Source organism: Bradyrhizobium sp. 134, from assembly GCF_023074155.1.
Classification (GTDB): domain Bacteria; phylum Pseudomonadota; class Alphaproteobacteria; order Rhizobiales; family Xanthobacteraceae; genus Bradyrhizobium.
Genome location: NZ_JADPKX010000046.1, coordinates 263,899 through 281,071, shown reverse-complemented (window position 1 = coordinate 281,071; position 17,173 = coordinate 263,899). Strand labels below are relative to the sequence as shown.

The following is a 17,173-nucleotide window of genomic DNA, read 5'->3' as shown; positions in this document are numbered from 1 at the left end:
CATAAGTAAAGTAGCGCTTATTTTCGCTCATTTCCAGTAACCCCATGTATTCCGTTGTAGAAATCCAGCAATTGATACTTCTGTCATCTTTTGTTCGTGGATCCCCGCACCACCCTGCGGCAAATACGGGGCCAAATCTGTGATCCAACTAACAGAAGCCGTGAAATAGCGAGCCGTTAGCCATAAGGCGCAGAATCAGTTCCACAACAACTTGTGCCTGCAATTGGTCCTTCTTCGCGGCAACTGCCGCCCTCCTAGCCGGCGAATCGTAAAATTTTACGCAATTTGAGCAGGCCCATTTCAGCCTGTTGCCCGGTTTTGGGACCCCAGCCGGGCGCGTTAAGCAGAACAAAACCGGCGGCCTCGCACTATCTCCGCGAAAGCAACAAAGCCCGGCACGTGCAGGTCGAGGGGGACCTGGCGAAGCCGGAAGGGGATGTCAGATGGAGACTGCTGCTCGCTCGCGCGCTTGGCGCGCAATCGTTGTGCTGTGCGGATTGATCCTGCTCGGATCGGCCGCCGAGCTTCGCGCTGGAACACTACTGTCGCCGGGGGCCGGCGTCCTCGTGCGCAAATCCGCCGAGCCGTTCGGCGTGTTCGCCTTCGCTATCTCCGCCGGCAGCCTGCAACAGAAATGGCTCGCGCTGAGGTCCAGGCTAGACGATGACATGGTGCAGCTCGCGCTGTGCGACGGCGACCGGGACAATTGCGCGTCGCCCGCTGCGCTGAAACTGCTCGCCATCGTCGACCAGGCCCGCAGCCGTGACGGCCGCGCTCTGCTGGGCGAAACCAATCGCGCCATCAACCTCGCCATCCGTGCCGCCGATGACGGTTCCGAGGACGTCTGGAGCTCACCGCTCGCGACCTTCGCGCGCGGCGCCGGGGATTGCGAGGATTACGCCATTGCCAAGATCGCCGCCCTGCGGCTCGCGGGCGTCGCCGCCGAAGATCTCCGCATCGTCGTCGTGCGTGACGTCAGGGCCGGCGAAGAGCATGCGGTTGCCGCTGCACGGCTCGACGGCCACTGGCTGATGCTCGACAACCGCCGCATGGCAATGGTCGAGGACGACGCTGCGCGGAGCTATCAGCCGTTGTTCGTCCTCTACCAGTCGGCCGTGCTGAAATATGTCGACGAACCCGTGCGGTTCTCGATGGTCGCCGCCGAGGCGCGTTGATTTTCTTGTAGGCCGGGATGGAGCGAAGCGAAATCCGGGGCCGCTGCCGCCTGTCGCACGAATCCCGGATTGCGCTTCGCTCCATCCGGGCTACCAGCACAAAGTACGCTTACCCACAAACCCATTCCACAGTGCGATCCGGGACGCTAGCATGGCCGCGGCTATGCGGGGGCGACTGGAATGCGGTTCATCGTGCTGACTATGCTTGCGCTGCTGGCCTTGCCGGCGGCTCCAGGCTTCGCGCAATCCAGCCCGTCCGCCCGCTCCGTCGCCGACAGGCTGCCGCTGTTCGCCAGGAACAACTGCCAGCAGATCCGAGATCCCGGCAATCAATTGTTCTGCGGTGATGCCGAGCTTGCCGCCGCCGCCGAGAAGCTGAGTACCGGAATCGAGGCGCGGCTTGCCCGCCTGCCCGATCGCCTGCCTGGGATCGAGGAGAACGCGATCTGGGTTCGCCAGCGCAACCTCGGTTGCGGCATCGTCGGCCAGACCGCGATCCGCACCGACGATTTCGACCGGGTGAAGGCATGTCTTCTCAAGGTGACCGATGAGCGCGCCGCGATCGTGCGCGATCCGGATTTCGACTGTCTCGCCGCCAACACCGCCGCGGGCGCGCTGATCTGCGCGGACCCTTCGCTGGCCCTTGCCGAGACCGAGTTGAACAGCCAGGTTCTCGGCCTGATCGGCAAGCTCGATCCGACCGCGGCCCGCTTTGCCTTCGCCGAATATGGCCGGTGGACGCGGGAGCGCGATCGCAAATGCAATCTGGTCGGCAAGGAGAACGTGCCGCTCGGGGAGCTCGAGTCCGCGGAGGACTGTCTCGCCGGCTATCTGAAGCACAAGGCCGACGAGATTGGCGCGGCGAAAGGCGATCCGAAGAAGGTGTTTGGCCGGCAGGTCGCAGCCCGCGCGCCCGACACCGATGCCATCGATTTCTGCGCCGCGCGAATCCACGCGGCCAATTCCTGCGGCAACTTCCTCCGCATCAACCGCGTCTACGCGCTCGACAGCCAGGTGGGCGAGCAGGAGGCGCAGGTCACGGGCGAAATCGAGATGGCCGTGCTGGCACCCTTCGCCACCTGCAGCAAGATCGCCACGACGTGCACTGGCACTTGCTGGAACGCCACAACGGGTCGTCCGCAGCCTGGCGTCGGCAACAAGGAGCGCTCCGCAGACGCCTTCAACGTCACACGCCGCCTGCGGATCCAGCGCACCTTTGCGTTTGTCAGAGCCGCCGACGGCTGGCGCTGCCGGGAAGACGAACTGGCCCCGGTGAATTCAGGCACCGCGGGTGGGGGATCGTAGGGGCTGTGTGCTCTCCCTCTCCCGGTTCTTAGGGGGTCGCGACGAGCTTCGCTCGCGCTGAGAGGGTTGGGGTGAGGGGCTGCTTCAGCGAATCCGGTGACAGTTGGACGCGCGGAGAGCCCCCTCACCTGGAATTTGCTGCGTAAATTCCGGCCTCTCCCCGCATGCGGGGAGAGGCAAAGAAATCAAAACATCAGATTGTCCTTCACCAGAACCCAGCGGCCGCCCTTGACCTGCTGCACCTGGGTGATGGTGTTGGCGAGGTGGTCGGTCTTGGAGAATTTGGTGGGCGGCGAGTTGAAGATGTCGAGGAATTTGTCGCCCGATTCCAGCGCGTCCAGCATCTTCTGCCCGGTCAGATCCTTGCCCGCCTTGTTGGCGTAGAACGCAAACGTCGTCACCGCGTTGTAGCCGATGATCGCCTGGGTGTTGGCATCGGTGTTGAACATCTTCTTGTAGTTGATGAGCCAGTCGTGGACCTTGCCCTTGGCGGTGTCCTCGTAGGGGATCTCGAAGCCGCTCGCCGCATAGAGGCCCTCGACGGCGTCCTTGCCGAGCGCCGGCACTTCCAGCACGTTGGTCGGCGTCGCCCCCAGGAAAGTAACGTCCCAACCGAGCTTCTTCGCCTCTGTCATCGCTCCGATGGTCTCGCGGATCACGGTGCCGAGCACGACGAGGTCGCAGCCGTCGGACTTCATCTTGGCGATCTGCGCGCTGAAATCGGAGGCGCCGCGCTTGTAGCTCGTCACCGATGCCGGCTGCAGCTTCATGGCCGTCAATTGCTGGGTGAAGCCGTCGAGCACGTTCTTTCCGTACTCGTCATCCTGATGCATGATGCAGGGCTTCTGGAAGTTCTTCCACTCCACCATGTATTTCAGCGCGGCGCGCGTGCTCTCGACATAGGGCAAGAGGTTGTTGAACTTCAGCCGCTCCTGCGGCTTGGCCGGGTCGAATTTGAAGGTGAACTCGGCGGCGGTCAGCGGGAAGAGCTGGAGCACGCCGGCATCGAACAGGATATCCTGCGCGGCGAGCGTCGGCGCCGATCCCATCGAGCCGATCATTGCAAATATCTTGTCGCGCTCGACCATCTTCTGGGACGCCAGCACGCCCTTCTTCGGATCGTAGCCGTTGTCCTCGAGGATCATCCTGATCTTGCGGCCATTGATGCCGCCGGCCGCGTTGATTTCCTCGACCGCCATCTTCATGCCGTTGGAGACCGGCACGCCCCAGACCTTGATCGGCCCCGACAGATCCTGATGGGTGCCGATGACGATCTCGGAGGCCGAGATGCCTTCATTGGTGACCTTGGTCTGCGCCGCGGCAGGCAAACAGGTGAGCACCACCGCGCCTGCCGCAAAGCCGAACGTTCTCAACGATCTCGACATTGACGTCTCCTCTCCTTGGGGCCCTTATGATGCGAAGGGTGGGGCCATCACTCCTTCGCTGTTATTCAAACAGGATTGTTCAAGCCACCGCCCGCGTCGGATACATTGCGTCGATCTCGGCGGCATAGCGCTTGTTCACGAAGCCGCGCTTCAGCTTCATGGTCGGCGTCAGCTCCTCGTCCTCCGGAGTGAGTTGCCGTTCGATCAGATAGAATCTCTTGATGGTCTCGACGCGGGCGAAATTGGCATTGACCGCTTCGATCTCGCGCCAGATCAGGTCCTGGATCTCCGCCGCGCGGCACAGGCTGGCATAATTGGTGAAGGGGATGTCGTGGTCCTGCGCGAACTTCTCGACATTCTCCTGGTCGATCATCACGAGGCAGGTGAGGTATGGCCGCTTGTCGCCAATCACCACGGAATCCGAGATGTAGGGCGAGAATTTCAGCTGATTCTCGATCTCGGACGGCGTGATGTTCTTGCCGCCCGAGGTGATGATGATGTCCTTCATCCGGTCGGTGATGCGGACGAAGCCCTCATTGTCGATGGTGCCGACGTCACCGGTATGCAACCAGCCGCGATGGTCGATGGTCTCTGCTGTCCTCTCCGGCTGGTTCAGATAGCCCATGAACAGGAAGTCGCCCCTGATCAGGATCTCCCCGTCGGGCGACAGCGCCACTTCACCCCACGACACCGCCTTGCCGACCGAGCCGAGCTTGATCCGCTCCGCCGGCATCATGGTGGCGACCCCGCAATTCTCGGTCTGGCCGTAGACCTCATGAATGTCGATGCCGAGCGCGAGATACCAGCGGATCAGCTCCGGCGCGATCGGCGCCGCGCCGGTGAAGGCGATGCGGCAACGGTCGAGCCCGATCATGCGGCGAATGTTGCGGAATGCGAGCCGATAAGCGATGCCGTTCGCGATACGCAACGACAGCGGCGGCGGTTTCCCTTCGATCCTGCAATCGACCATGCGATAGCCGATATCGATGGCGCGGCGGTAGACCCATTGCTGCAGCGGCGTCGCGTCCTTTAGGGCGATGGTGATCGCGGAATAGAATTTCTCCCAGATCCGCGGCACCGCGAGGAAGATGGTCGGCTGCACCTCGCGCAGATTGTCCGGCACGGTCTCCGGACTCTCGGCAAAATTCATCACCGAGCCGAGCGCGACCGAGATGTAATAGCCGCCAATCCGTTCGGCGACGTGGCAGAGCGGCAGGAAGATCAGCCGGTCCTCGTTCTCGCGCGCCGGAATGAAATCGTTGGCGTGCCGCATCTGGTGCGTGACGCTGCGATTGGCATGCATGGCGCCCTTGGGCGGGCCCGTGGTGCCGGATGTATAGACGAGGACCGCGAGATCGCTCGCACTGCGACTGTCGACCATTTCCTGCCATAGCGCGTCACGGCCGGCCATGTGGTTACGCCCGAGCGCGCGGAACTCTTCGAGCGACATCACCATGTCGTCGGAGAAACCGCTGAGGCCCTCCATGTCGAACACGATGATCTTTCGCAGAGAGGGACAGCGTGCGCGGCAGGCCAGGACCTTGTCGAGCTGCTCCTCGTCCTCGGCGAAGATCACTTTCGTCCGGGAATCGTTGACGAGATATTCGACCTGGGATGAGGCATCGGTCGGATAGATGCCGGAGGAGACGCCGCCGGCGCACAGAATGCCCATGTCGACATGGACCCATTCCGGCACTGCGTTGGCGATGATGGAAGCGACGTCGCCGGGACTGAAGTCGATGGCGTGCAGCGCGTAGGCGATCTCCTTCGAGATCTCCAGCCATTCGCGCCAGCTGGTCGGCTGCCAAATCCCGAATTTCTTCTCGCGTATAGCCGGCCTGTCGCCCCGCGTTTCCGCGGCGCGCAAAAAGCTCTTCGCGATCGTGTCAGCGACCGTCAGCACCGCCGGTCGGGCCATTCACGTCTCCTCCTTGTCGCATTCCCCTCCGCTGCCTGCCTTGCCGGCGGTCTATTGTTTCGGACGGGTCTCCCGATCTAACGCCAATTCTTCCTTCAACGCCAAGTCTTGCTTAAACGCCAAGTCTTGCTTCAACACCAAGTCTTGCTTCAACGCCAAGTCTTCTTCTTTTTCCAGCGCCGCTCGCCTCGTGCGCCCGCTTCCTTGGCGCCAAGGTAGAATTCCTGGATGTCCTTCGAATGCATCAAACGGTCGCAGCTGTCGTTCATCACGATCCGGCCGATCTCCAGCACATAGCCATAATGCGCCGTCTCCAGCGCCACCTTGGCGTTCTGCTCGACCAGCAGGATCGACATGCCCTGCTCCTCGTTGACGCGGCGTATGATGGCGAAGATCTCCTTCACCAGGATCGGCGACAGCCCGAGCGAGGGCTCGTCGAGCAGCAACAGCGTCGGCCGGTTCATCAGCGCGCGGCCGATTGCGAGCATCTGCTGCTCGCCGCCGGAGAGCTGTCCGGCCGGCTGGTTGATGCGCTCCTTCAGCCGCGGGAAATAGCCGTAGACGCGCTCCAGATCCTCGGCAACGCCGTCACGATCCTTGCGCGGATAGGCACCCATCATCAGGTTCTCGCGCACGGAGAGGAACGGGAACACCTCGCGTCCCTCCGGCACGTGGCTGAGGCCCAGCCGCACGATCCTGTCCGCCTCCATGCGCTGGATCGACTTGCCCATGAACTCGATGGCGCCCTTCTGCGGATCGAGAATGCCCGAGATCGTCTTGAGCACCGTGGTCTTGCCGGCGCCGTTGGCGCCCAGCAGCGTGACGATGCGGCCGCGCGGCACTTCAAGCGAGATGCCGCGGATCGCCATGATCGGCCCGTAATAGCTCTCGATGTTGGAGAGTTTCAGGATGATGTCTGGTGTCACCACGGCATCCATCGCGTCAGGCTCCCAGATAGGCGGCGACGACGTCGGGGTGCTCTTGCACTTCGGCGGGCGAGCCCATCGCCAGCACCCGGCCGTAGTTCAGGGCGATGACGCGGTCGGAGACGCGGTTGACCAGTGACATGTCGTGCTCGACCATGAGCACGGTGACGCCGAGCTCGCTCTTGAGGTCGCGGATCCAGAACGACATGTCGTCGGTCTCCTCCACGTTGAGGCCGGAGGACGGCTCGTCGAGCAGGATCAGCTTCGGCTCCGAGCATAGTGCGCGCGCCAGCTCGATCACCTTGCGCACGCCGTAAGGCAGACCCGAGATCAGCTTGTCGCGGTAGGGTTCGAGATCGAGGAATTCGATGACCTGCTCGACCCTGCGGCGATGCACCTTCTCGTCGGCCCGTACGCCCGGCAGGAACAACAGCTCCTGCCAAAGCTGCGTGGTCGAATGCCGGTGGCGTCCGACCAGCAGGTTCGACAACACCGTCGCGTTCTCGAACAGCTCGATGTTCTGGAACGTGCGGGCGATGCCGAGCCTTGCGATGTCGTGGGGCGGCTGCTCCGTGATGTCCTGATCCTCGAAGAGGATGCGGCCGGAGGTCGGCCGGTAGATCCGCGAAATCAGGTTGAAAATCGAGCTCTTGCCGGCGCCGTTCGGCCCGATGATCGAGAGGATCTCGCCCCTCTCGACCGCGAACGACACCGCATCGACGGCCTTCAGCCCGCCGAAATGCAGCGACAAGCTCTCGGCGCGAAAATAGCTCATCGGTTGCGCTCCGACTTCACGTAGATCTTCTGCCGCTTGAAAGTGGCGCGTTTGTAGAGCGGGAACAGCTGGAAGAAGAGTTTGATCTTGAGCCAGCGGCCGTAAAGCCCGAGCGGCTCGAACAGCACGAACAATACGATGATGATGCCGTAGATCGCTCCTTTCAGGCCGTTGAGTGAAGCAAAGGCCGCGACCTTGGACTGGACATTGGCGGCGGTCTGCGTGCCCGCTCCGAAGGTCGCGGCAATGCCGGCGATGATGCCGGGCATGTCGTCCTTGAGGTAGGTCAGGAACGGATCGATCATCACGATGAAGATCGCCCCCAGCACCGCGCCGTGCAGGCTGAAGGTGCCGCCGATCAGGATTACGATGATGAACTCGATCGAGAGTTGGAGCGTGAACATCTCCGGCGAGATGAAGGAGAGCTTGTGCGCGAACAACACGCCGGCGAAGCCGGTGATCGCCGCGGAGATCGCAAAGGACTTCACTTTGTAGAGCGCGACGTTGACGCCCATGCTGCGCGCCGCCGTCTCGCTGTCGCGGATCGCGACGAAGGCGCGCCCCGTGGGCGAGCGCAACAGGTTGAGCGTACCGACGATGGTCAGCACCAGCACCGCGAGGCAGAGGAAATAGAAAGTGGGACTGTCGCGCGAGACTGCTACTCCAAACAGCGACACCGCCTTGATCCGCATGCCCTCGTTGCCGTTGGTGACGCTCTCCCAACGCGCCAGAATCTCCTCGACGATGAAGGCGAAGGAGATGGTGGCGATGACGAGATAAATGCCTTGCAGCCGCAGCGCGGGGAAGCCGACCAGCGCACCGATCAGCCCGGTCAGGAGCCCGGCGGCGAGAAAGTAGACCGGGAACGGCACACCATATTTCTGCAGATAGGCCGCCGTATACGCACCGATCGCGAGAAACGCCGCATGCCCGAGTGAGGCCTGCCCGGTGAAACCCGTCAAGATCAACAACGCCACGCCGACCGTCGCGTAGATACAGACGAAGACGAGCTGGCTCATCAGATAGCTGGAGAGCACATAGGGCGCGATCAGCAGCACGGCCAGCAGGAGACCGTACGAGACGTAATAGCCCGAATGCGGAAACAGCCTGATGTCGTCCTCGTAGTCGGTCTTGAACAGGAAGCGCATGCGTTCAGACCTTCTTGCGGACGTGAAGGCCGAACAGGCCTTCGGGCTTGAGCAAGAGCACGGCGAGCAGCACGATATAGGGCGCGACGTCCTTCCAGCCCTCGGCCAGATAGAAGCCGGCCATGCTCTCGATGACGCCGATCAGAACGCCGCCGACGACGGCGCCGGGGATCGAGCCGAAGCCGCCGAGCACGGCGGCCGGAAACGCTTTCAGGCCCAGCACCAGACCGACATTGGAATGGATGAAGGTGATCGGCGCCAGCAGCACGCCGGCGCAGGTCGCAACCGCCGCGCTGATCGCCCAGACGATCGACACCACGCGCTTGACCGGGATGCCCATGTAATAGGCCGCCAGCATGTTCTCGGAACTGGCGCGCATCGCGGTGCCGAGCGTGGTCTTGTTGAAGAACAGCCAGAGCAGCGCGCAGAGGATGACCGTCGCCGCGATCACCGAGAGCTTGTCATGGGCGAGCACCAGCGAACCGATCCGCAGCACGCCCTGGCTGAAGGGCGTGTCGATCTTGAAATCGTCGGTGCCCCAGATCATGCCGGAGACCGAGCGCAGGAAATAGCCGAGCCCAATGGTGGCCATGATGATGGAGAATTGCGGATAGCCGAGGATCGGCCGCACCACCACGCGCTCGGCCAGCATGCCGAACAGCGCCATCGCCGCCACCGCGCCGGCAAAGCCGATCCAGTAGTTCAGGCCCATCATACCGATGAAGGTGAAGGCAAAGAAGCCGCCCAGCATCATCAGATCGCCCTGGGCGAAATTGACGACCTCGGTGGCCTTGTAGACGAGCACGAAGCCGAGCGCGATCAGGCCGTAGACGCAGCCGAGCGCAACACCGCTGACCAGCTGCTGAACGAAATCCAGCATCGTCGCGCATCCTCCCGATACAACCGGCGGTTCGTCCTGACCGCCTTGCCGCATCTTGTGTTCAGTCGCTACGCAGTCGTTTCGCTGCGTTCGCGCCATTCGTCCCTTCGCCAATTCAGCCTGAACCGCCAAGCGCTGTCAACAAACGGTGACTTGCCATTAGTCCAGTCCGGATGACGGAATTTGCCGCAGCGCGATTCACGGTGCCGAAACATCTTCGGGGCATGGTCGCGAGCGATGCAAAACCGCAAGGTGTGGCCGTGATGAAGCGGGACGATTCGGCGCTCGAAGTCCTGGGGTTAACGAAGCGTTTTGACCGTCTGGCGGTCGATAACCTCGATCTCACCATCCATGCCGGCGAATTCTATGCGCTGGTCGGCCCCAACGGCGCCGGCAAGACCACCACTTTGCGCATGGTTGCGGGCCTTTTGCGGCCCGATGCCGGCGCGGTCTCCATCTTCGGCATCGATGCGCTCCAAAACCCCGTTGCCGCCAAGCAGGTGATGGCGTGGGTCTCCGACGAGCCCATGATCTATGACAAGCTCACGCCGCTCGAATATCTCGAATTCGTGGCCGGTCTGTGGGGCATCGCACCATCGGCCTCGGAACCGGTCGCCGCGGAGCTCCTGAACTCGCTCGGGCTCGAGCCGCACCGGCACGAACGCTGCGAGGGTTTTTCCAAGGGCATGCGCCAGAAGGTCGCCCTCGCCGGCGCCCTGGTGCACGATCCCCGCCTCATCATCCTCGACGAGCCGCTGACGGGACTGGATGCTGTCTCCGCCCGCCATGTCAAGGGACTCCTCAGCGAGCGCGTCCGCGCCGGCTGCACCGTCATCATGACCACGCATATCCTCGAGGTCGCCGAACGCATGGCCGACCGCATCGGCGTGATCGCAGCCGGCCGGCTGGTTGCGGAGGGCACGCTGACCGAGCTGCGGCAGCAAAACGGGCATGCCGATACCAGCCTGGAAGATCTCTTCATCGCACTGGTGACGCTCCAGGAAGCCGCATGAGCTCGGCCACCGCGCTGTCCTGGTTCGCCCGCCACGAGCTCCGGCTCGCCTGGCGCGAATGGCTCGCCATGATGACCGGCGGGCGGCGCAAACGAACGCGTGCCGCGGTAATCGGCCTGCTGTTCTTCGCGGCGCTGCTGCACGTGCCGGCCTGGGCGGTGATCGGCCGCTTCGCGGACCTGCAATTGCCGCTCGACAAATCCTCGCTGATCGTGATCTCGGCGACGATTTTTCTGGCCTGGACGCTGATGCTGTCACAGGCGATCGAATCGGTGACCCGGGTGTTTTACGCCCGCGCCGATCTCGACCTCATCATGTCCTCACCCGCGACGCTGGCCAATCTGTTCTCGGTGCGCATCGCCGCGATCGCGCTCACCGTCACGGTAATGGCGCTGCTGTTCTCCACGCCTTTTATCGACGTGCTGGTGTTCGGGGGCGGCGCGCGCTGGCTCGCAGCGTTCGGCGTCGTCGTCGCCATGGGCCTGTCGGCCGCAGCGGTCGCGATCGCCGTCACTATCCTGCTGTTCCGCCTGATCGGTCCGGCGCGGACACGGTTCGTCGCCCAGATCCTCGCCGCGATCATCGGCGCCGGCTTCGTGATCGCGCTCCAGGTCGCGGCAATCATGTCCTACGGCACGCTATCGCGCTTCACCATCCTGACTTCGGGTAGCCTGGCCGCTTACGCGCCCGATGCCGACAGTATCTGGTGGTGGCCGGCGCGGGCGGCGATGGGGGACGCCGAGGCGCTGCTGCTGCTCCTGGCACTCGGGCTCGTGCTGCTCGGAAGCGTCATGGCTATCTTTTCGAGCCGCTTTGCAGACACGGCGATCGATGCCGCCGCCTATGGCACGTCCGGCCGTCGCAGCGCGAAGGAGCGCCCGTTTCGCGGCGGATCGCGGCAGCATGCCCTGCGGCGCAAGGAGTTTTCGCTGCTCTGGCGCGATCCCTGGCTGATCTCGCAGACGCTGATGCAGCTGCTCTATCTGGTGCCACCGGCGCTGCTGCTCTGGCGCAACTTTGCCGACAGCTCCGCGGCACTGACGCTGATCACGCCCGTCATCGTCATGGCGGCTGGACAACTCGCCGGCGGGCTTGCCTGGCTGACGATCTCGGGCGAGGACGCGCCCGACCTGGTTGCGACCGCGCCGCTGACGCCGTCCAGCGTCGTCCGCGCCAAGATCGAGGTGGTGCTGATCGCGATCGCCGTCATCTTCTGCCCGCTGATCGCGGCGCTCGCTTTCGCCTCGGCGTTCCAGGCCGCGGTCAGCGCCGGTGCGGTCATCGTCAGCGCGGCCTCCGCCACCGCAATCCAGCTCTGGTTCCGGGTGCAGGCCCGGCGCAGCCAATTTCGCCGCCGCCAGACCTCGTCGCGGCTTGCGACCTTTGCCGAGGCGTTCTCCTCGATCGGCTGGGCTGCCAGCGCTGCCCTGGTGCTCACGCTGCCCATCGTCGGTCTCGTCAGCGGCCTGATCACCGCGAGCCTCGTCGCCATCACCTGGAAGTTCAGCCCGCGGCGGGAGTGACAATGGGCCGGCGTGAGGGTGCGACACTGACGCGCTGTTGATCGCGCGCTGTTGGCCACGCGTTGCATTGCACGCTAGACTTTCCCCTGAAGTCATCGGGGATGGATTCATGCGGCGACTGGTTTCGGTGGCTCTGGCGCTGTTCGGCGCAACTCTGTCGCATGCCCTCGCCCAACAGCCACAGCGCAGCGAATGCCTGGCGATGGCCAATGCTGCGCCGCGCCTCATGTCGGTCGCGTTCAAGCAAGCGGCGGCCGCGGCCGAGGTCGAGATCACCTATGCCGGCCATTCCACCTATTTCATCGACACGCCCGGCGGCTTGCGCATCGCCACCGACTATAGCGGGGCCTACCAGGTGGGCCGGCTGCCCGATGTCGTCACCATGAACCGGGCCCACAGCACGCACTACTCTTTATATCCCGACAAGCGCATTCCACGTGTGCTGCATGGCTGGGGCGAGGACGGCAAGCCAGCCATCGTGTCGGAGCGCATCGGCGACACCTTCATTCGCAACGTCACGACCGACATCCGCCGCTATTTCGGCGACGATTCCGGCGCCGACATGATCCGTGACGGCAACTCCATCTTCATCTTCGAGGTCGCGGGCCTCTGCATCGGCCATCTCGGCCATCTTCACCACAAGCTCGACGACAGCCATTTTGCCCAGATCGGGCGGCTCGACATCGTGATGGTGCCGATCGACGGCACCTACACCATGTCGCTCGACGGCGTCTCCGAGATCACCAAGCGGCTGCGCGCCTCGGTGGTGCTGCCGATGCACCGCTTCGCCACCCCGCTCGACGATTTCATGCAACGCATCGGCCAGCAGTTCGAGATCGATCGCCGCATGGAACGAAGTTTCCGGATGTCCCGGGATGCGCTGCCGTCGAAGCCGACGGTGATCATCCTCGACGGGGTGTGAGGCGCGACGTCGGAACGCATCAGCCTCCTCCGACTTGGTTGCTTCGAGATCAGTTACATCGGAGCAATCATGAGCAGACGGTTGCTGGTCATAGGCTCATTTGCGGCCATTTACCTGCTGTGGGGTTCCACCTACTTCTCCATCACTTTGGGCCTGAAATCGATTCCGCCATTTCTGCTGATGGCGTTACGTTCGTTCTGTGGCGGCATCTTGTTGCTGGCCATGAGTGCCGGTGAGGTCGCGAACGTATCCGCGCAGGCATGGATAAGGGCGAGCCTGTGCGGGCTCCTGTTCTTTGTCGGTTGCCACGGCGTACTCGCCTTCGCGCAGCAATCGGTTCCGTCGGGCGTGGCGGCCATCGTGCTGGCCACGATCCCGTTCTGGATCCTGCTGATCGATATCTTGTTCCCCGATGATCAGCGGCCGAAGGCCCTTGCCCTGCTCGCTCTCGCGCCGGGCTTCTTCGGCGTCGGACGCGTGGCGTGGCAAAACGTCGAGCAGGCTGGCATCAGCATCTTTCCCGTCGTCTGGCTGCTGGCTGCGGCCTTGTCCTGGTCGGCCGCGACTGTCTTGTCCCGGAGCATGTCGAGCCAGGCATCCGCTATCCTGCTTTCGGGCATCCAGCTTTCGATCGGCGGCACCGTGTTGTTCGCGATCAGTTGGCTGACAGGCGAGATCGGAAACTTCAGGCCAAGCGAGGTTTCGCTGGTCTCGCTCGCAGCGGCGCTTTGGCTGATCATCGCTGGCAGCGTGATCGGATTCGTCGCCTACAACTGGCTTTTGGAAAACGTCTCGACCTCGTTGGTGTCGACCTACACTTTCGTCAACCCGGTGATCGCTGTGCTGCTCGGCACTGTCGTGCTGAACGAGCCATTTTCGCGCGTGATGCTGCTTGGTGCGGGTCTCGTCATTGTCTCCGTGATCGTCATTTGGCTCGCGGAACGTTCAACGAGCCGACCAACGAACGAAAAGTCTAATCCTGGCATAGGGCATCTGTCGCCCAACAAGACTTGACGGCGGGCGCCGCGCAATTTTCTCCAAGTCGGCTGCCGGCCGGTCGTGCTGATCTCCTCGCAACAGGAGATCGACATGACCGACTTTGCGAGATTATTGCACGCGGACGGACCGAACCCCGAGCACGCGGCGGCGCTGCGGCTTTACGGCCGTTTCGTCGGCGATTGGGACGCCGAGATCACCGCCCATGGACCCGATGGAACGAAACACACCGCGCCCGGCGAAATCCATTTCGGCTGGGTGCTGGAGGGCCGCGCCGTGCAGGACGTCTGGATCATTCCGCGCCCGGCTGGCAGTCCGGCCTTGCCGATCGCCGGCAATTGGTACGGCACGACGCTGCGGGTCTACGATCCGACCATCGATGCCTGGCGGATTTCCTGGTTCGATCCCGGTCGCTGCATATTCCGCCAGCAGATCGGCCGTCCACGCGATGCCGACATCGTGCAGGAAGGCACGACCGAAGCCGGCGACCTGACGCGGTGGAGCTTTACGGAGATCACCGAGGATTTCTTCCATTGGCTCGGCGAGGTCCAGCCGGCCACCGCAACCGATTGGCGGCTCGTGGTCGATGTAAGGGCGAAGCGGCGCAAGGGTTGACGACGGCGCCGCTGTGCCCGCGATGACGGGTGCGGTTGCGCAACGCGCGCTGCTGCGTGCGATGACGAGGTGCTAGGCTCCCCGAACAAGAAGCATTCAAAGGGGAGCGAACACCGATGGCCGCAAGCGGTCTGCCCGCCAACACGAGCGGGTTATTCGTCGAGCCGCGCAAGGACTGGCTCGCGCTGCATCAGGAGGAGATCATCGATCCCTTACGGCCGATCGTCGATCCCCATCACCATCTCTGGAATCGCGGGCACCGCTATCTGATCGAGGAGATGGCGGCCGATATCGCCTCCGGCCACAACGTCATCGCCACCGTCTATGTCGATTGCCGCTCGATGTATCGTGCGCACGGGCCAGAAGCATTCCGGCCGGTGGGCGAGGTCGAATTCGCCAATGGCGTCGCCGCGATGAGCGCCAGCGGCGGTTACGGCAAGGCCGCGATTTGCGCCGGCATCGTCAGCCACGTCAATCTGCTGCTCGGCGATGCCGCAAAGCCGGTGCTGGAGGCCGAGATCGCGGCAGGCAACGGTCGCTTCCGCGGCATCCGGCATTCCTCGGCCTGGGACCCGGATCCTGCTGTCGCCGGCATGTATGCGAACCGGCCGCAGGGATTGCTGCAGGACCCGACCTTCCGCAGGGGCTTCGCCTGTCTCGCGCCGCTGAATCTGAGCTTCGATGCCTGGCTGTTCCATCCGCAGATCGGCGAGCTGACCGAGCTCGCCCGCGCATTTCCCGACACCAGGATCGTGCTCGACCATTGCGGCGGCCCGGCCGGAATCGGCCGGTTTGCCGGGCGACGCGAGGAGGTGTTTCCGCAATGGCGGGCGTCGATCCAGGAGATCGCCAAATGCGAGAACGTGGTGGTGAAGCTCGGCGGGCTCGCGATGTGCCTGCTCGGCTACGACTTCCATTTGCGCGAGAGGCCGCCGTCATCCGAGGAGCTTGCCGCCGCGTGGCGGCCTTACGTCGAGACCTGCATCGAGGCGTTTGGACCCAAGCGCGCGATGTTCGAGAGCAACTTCCCGCCGGACAAGGGCCAGTGCAGCTACCAGGTGATCTTCAACGCCTTCAAGCGTATCGCGGCGCCCCTGAGCGAGACCGAGAAGACGGCGTTGTTCTCGCAGACCGCGAGCAACTTCTACCGGCTCGATTTGCCTTAAAAAGGATTGCCGTCATGACGAGAACAGGGGCCGGGATCTTGATCCCGGCCCCCGTTCCGTCGTGACCGCTGGGAAGCGTCCTTGAAACTGATTGAACTCTAGCCGGCGCCCATCAGCGAGGCCGGACGGCGCTCGCCGGTGGAGACGAAGATCTTCTTGAGCTTGTTGACGATGCGGATCAGGAAGCCGATCATCACGGGATTGGTCTTGCGGCAGAACGCGATCTTCTTGACGTGGCCTTCGACATGCCATTTGGCATGCGCGCCGTTGCGGAAGAAGATGACGTCGCCCGGGCCGTAGCGCTTCGGCGGCATGCCGTCGCTTTCGAGCACGATCGACCCTTCCATGATCATGATCGTTTCGTCGATATCGTAGTACCAGTTGAAGCGCCCTTCGGTGCAGGCCCAGATGATGGTCGAAGCGGTGCCGTCAGCGCTGGTGGACAGGATGTGCGAGCGCGACACCGGATTGCCTTCGATGATCCAGGACGGTTCGATCGGCCGCAGCTCGAGGTCTACATTGCAACTGCTGATTTCAATCAATGTACGCGACATCTGTTTCCCCAAGGGATAAAATATGATCCGCCGGGTCTCGGCCCGGATTGTTCAAAGATGGCGGGAACGCTAGTAGCCGGTTTTTAATTCTTTCTTACGCAGGGGCCGACAATCAGCCGCAAGTTGCAGACGCGAAACGGTTAACGTCGCAATTTCCCTGCAATTTCGCGCACATGAACCCTTCTTTTCCGGGGTGCGACAAAGTGCGCGAAGCTATCTGAAAGGAGCCATGCCGATGCCCCTCACCCCGGAGGTTCTCGCAACTCAAGGCGAGGTCGTCGCTTGGCTCGGCAGCCTTGATGTCTCCTTCGCAACCGAAGAGGAGCCCTGGTTCACGGTCGACGGAATCGACAGCCCCCGGCAGATCGGCAGTGACGGCTCCGGTGGCGCGTTCGTGCTGCTGCCGTCTCAGAACGTGCTCTACGTCTCATCGGAAGGCCGCGCGGGAATCATCGCGGAAAGTTTCGAGGCTTTCGTCCAGCTCGTCGTGGCGCGCCCCTATTGGCTCGACATCCTCAAATTTTCCGCCGGCGGTGACCTCCATGAAATGCGGCGGGCGGCCGACGCGCTGGAGGCCACACTCGACGACGAGGACGACGTCAACGAGGCCCGCGAGCAAATCCGCAACGGCCTCGACTTGCCCGAGGCGAATGATCCGGTCGGTGCGCTCTACGACGCGGTGGCGGCCTCCGACGCCGTCGTGCGGGCCACCGACGGCAGCCCGTTCACGACGCTGTTCAACCGCTTCAGCATCGACAACAGCCCGATGCTGTGCAACGCGGCGGCGTAAGGCGGGCTTTGAGAATAGGAACGTGCTCGGCCTTCATGGTTCGAGACGCGCCGTGAACGGCGCTCCTCACCAGGAGGGTCTA

General features: G+C 63.2%; 16 protein-coding genes. 9 read left to right on the top strand and 7 right to left on the bottom strand.

The genetic code is table 11. The annotated features are described in order from the left end of the window. Window positions 1-443 precede the first annotated feature (443 nt). Both IVA75_RS18755 and IVA75_RS18750 read left to right on the top strand, forming a co-directional pair. Window positions 444-1,175 carry a transglutaminase-like cysteine peptidase gene (locus IVA75_RS18755; RefSeq protein ID WP_247283270.1) on the top strand — a complete coding sequence of 244 codons (732 nt, stop codon included), beginning with the start codon at window positions 444-446 and terminating at the stop codon, window positions 1,173-1,175. 180 nt (window positions 1,176-1,355) lie between these two features. Next, complete coding sequence (locus IVA75_RS18750) at window positions 1,356-2,480, top strand: lysozyme inhibitor LprI family protein (RefSeq protein ID WP_247283268.1); 1,125 nt, start codon at window positions 1,356-1,358, stop codon at window positions 2,478-2,480. Between the two features lie 185 nt (window positions 2,481-2,665). Here the strand turns inward: IVA75_RS18750 and IVA75_RS18745 are convergent, their stop codons facing one another. The 6 genes from IVA75_RS18745 to IVA75_RS18720 all read right to left on the bottom strand — a co-directional run bounded on the left by IVA75_RS18745 (window position 2,666) and on the right by IVA75_RS18720 (window position 9,512). After that, window positions 2,666-3,865: an ABC transporter substrate-binding protein gene (locus tag IVA75_RS18745; RefSeq protein WP_027570084.1), complete on the bottom strand. Its 1,200-nt coding sequence runs from the start codon at window positions 3,863-3,865 to the stop codon at window positions 2,666-2,668. Between the two features lie 79 nt (window positions 3,866-3,944). Continuing rightward, entirely contained in the window at window positions 3,945-5,783 is a 1,839-nt protein-coding gene (locus IVA75_RS18740) for an AMP-dependent synthetase/ligase (RefSeq protein ID WP_247283267.1), read from the bottom strand. 149 nt (window positions 5,784-5,932) lie between these two features. Next, entirely contained in the window at window positions 5,933-6,721 is a 789-nt protein-coding gene (locus tag IVA75_RS18735; protein WP_247283233.1) for an ABC transporter ATP-binding protein, read from the bottom strand. 4 nt (window positions 6,722-6,725) lie between these two features. Next, window positions 6,726-7,484 (bottom strand): ABC transporter ATP-binding protein, encoded by a 759-nt coding sequence (locus IVA75_RS18730; RefSeq protein WP_247283231.1) that lies wholly within the window; start codon window positions 7,482-7,484, stop codon window positions 6,726-6,728. Then, a complete protein-coding gene (locus IVA75_RS18725) occupies window positions 7,481-8,632 on the bottom strand; it encodes a branched-chain amino acid ABC transporter permease (protein ID WP_247283228.1) in 1,152 nt (383 codons plus the stop codon). Before IVA75_RS18725 ends, IVA75_RS18730 begins: the two co-directional genes overlap by 4 nt. A 4-nt stretch (window positions 8,633-8,636) precedes the next feature. Then, window positions 8,637-9,512, bottom strand: a complete 876-nt coding sequence (locus IVA75_RS18720) for a branched-chain amino acid ABC transporter permease (protein WP_027570079.1) — start codon at window positions 9,510-9,512, stop codon at window positions 8,637-8,639. Window positions 9,513-9,775: 263 nt separating this feature from the next. On the opposite strand from IVA75_RS18720, the gene IVA75_RS18715 reads away from it, so the two are divergent. From IVA75_RS18715 to IVA75_RS18690, 6 genes are all read left to right on the top strand, one after another. After that, window positions 9,776-10,525, top strand: coding sequence for an ABC transporter ATP-binding protein (locus IVA75_RS18715; protein ID WP_027570078.1), 750 nt, complete (start codon window positions 9,776-9,778; stop codon window positions 10,523-10,525). Beyond that, window positions 10,522-12,048, top strand: a complete 1,527-nt coding sequence (locus IVA75_RS18710) for a permease (protein WP_247283226.1) — start codon at window positions 10,522-10,524, stop codon at window positions 12,046-12,048. The genes IVA75_RS18715 and IVA75_RS18710 overlap by 4 nt, the downstream gene beginning before the upstream one ends. A 109-nt stretch (window positions 12,049-12,157) precedes the next feature. After that, window positions 12,158-12,970, top strand: a complete 813-nt coding sequence (locus tag IVA75_RS18705; RefSeq protein ID WP_027570076.1) for an MBL fold metallo-hydrolase — start codon at window positions 12,158-12,160, stop codon at window positions 12,968-12,970. 69 nt (window positions 12,971-13,039) lie between these two features. Next, window positions 13,040-13,984: an EamA family transporter gene (locus IVA75_RS18700; RefSeq protein WP_247283224.1), complete on the top strand. Its 945-nt coding sequence runs from the start codon at window positions 13,040-13,042 to the stop codon at window positions 13,982-13,984. Window positions 13,985-14,059: 75 nt separating this feature from the next. Beyond that, entirely contained in the window at window positions 14,060-14,581 is a 522-nt protein-coding gene (locus IVA75_RS18695) for a hypothetical protein (RefSeq protein ID WP_247283222.1), read from the top strand. Window positions 14,582-14,697: 116 nt separating this feature from the next. After that, entirely contained in the window at window positions 14,698-15,747 is a 1,050-nt protein-coding gene (locus tag IVA75_RS18690; RefSeq protein WP_247283221.1) for an amidohydrolase family protein, read from the top strand. Between the two features lie 98 nt (window positions 15,748-15,845). Here IVA75_RS18690 and IVA75_RS18685 read toward each other — a convergent pair whose 3' ends face one another. Next, window positions 15,846-16,301 carry a cupin domain-containing protein gene (locus tag IVA75_RS18685; protein WP_247283219.1) on the bottom strand — a complete coding sequence of 152 codons (456 nt, stop codon included), beginning with the start codon at window positions 16,299-16,301 and terminating at the stop codon, window positions 15,846-15,848. A 235-nt stretch (window positions 16,302-16,536) separates the two neighbouring features. Between IVA75_RS18685 and IVA75_RS18680 the strand changes: the two genes are divergently transcribed. After that, a complete protein-coding gene (locus tag IVA75_RS18680; RefSeq protein WP_247283217.1) occupies window positions 16,537-17,091 on the top strand; it encodes a hypothetical protein in 555 nt (184 codons plus the stop codon). Window positions 17,092-17,173: the final 82 nt, after the last annotated feature.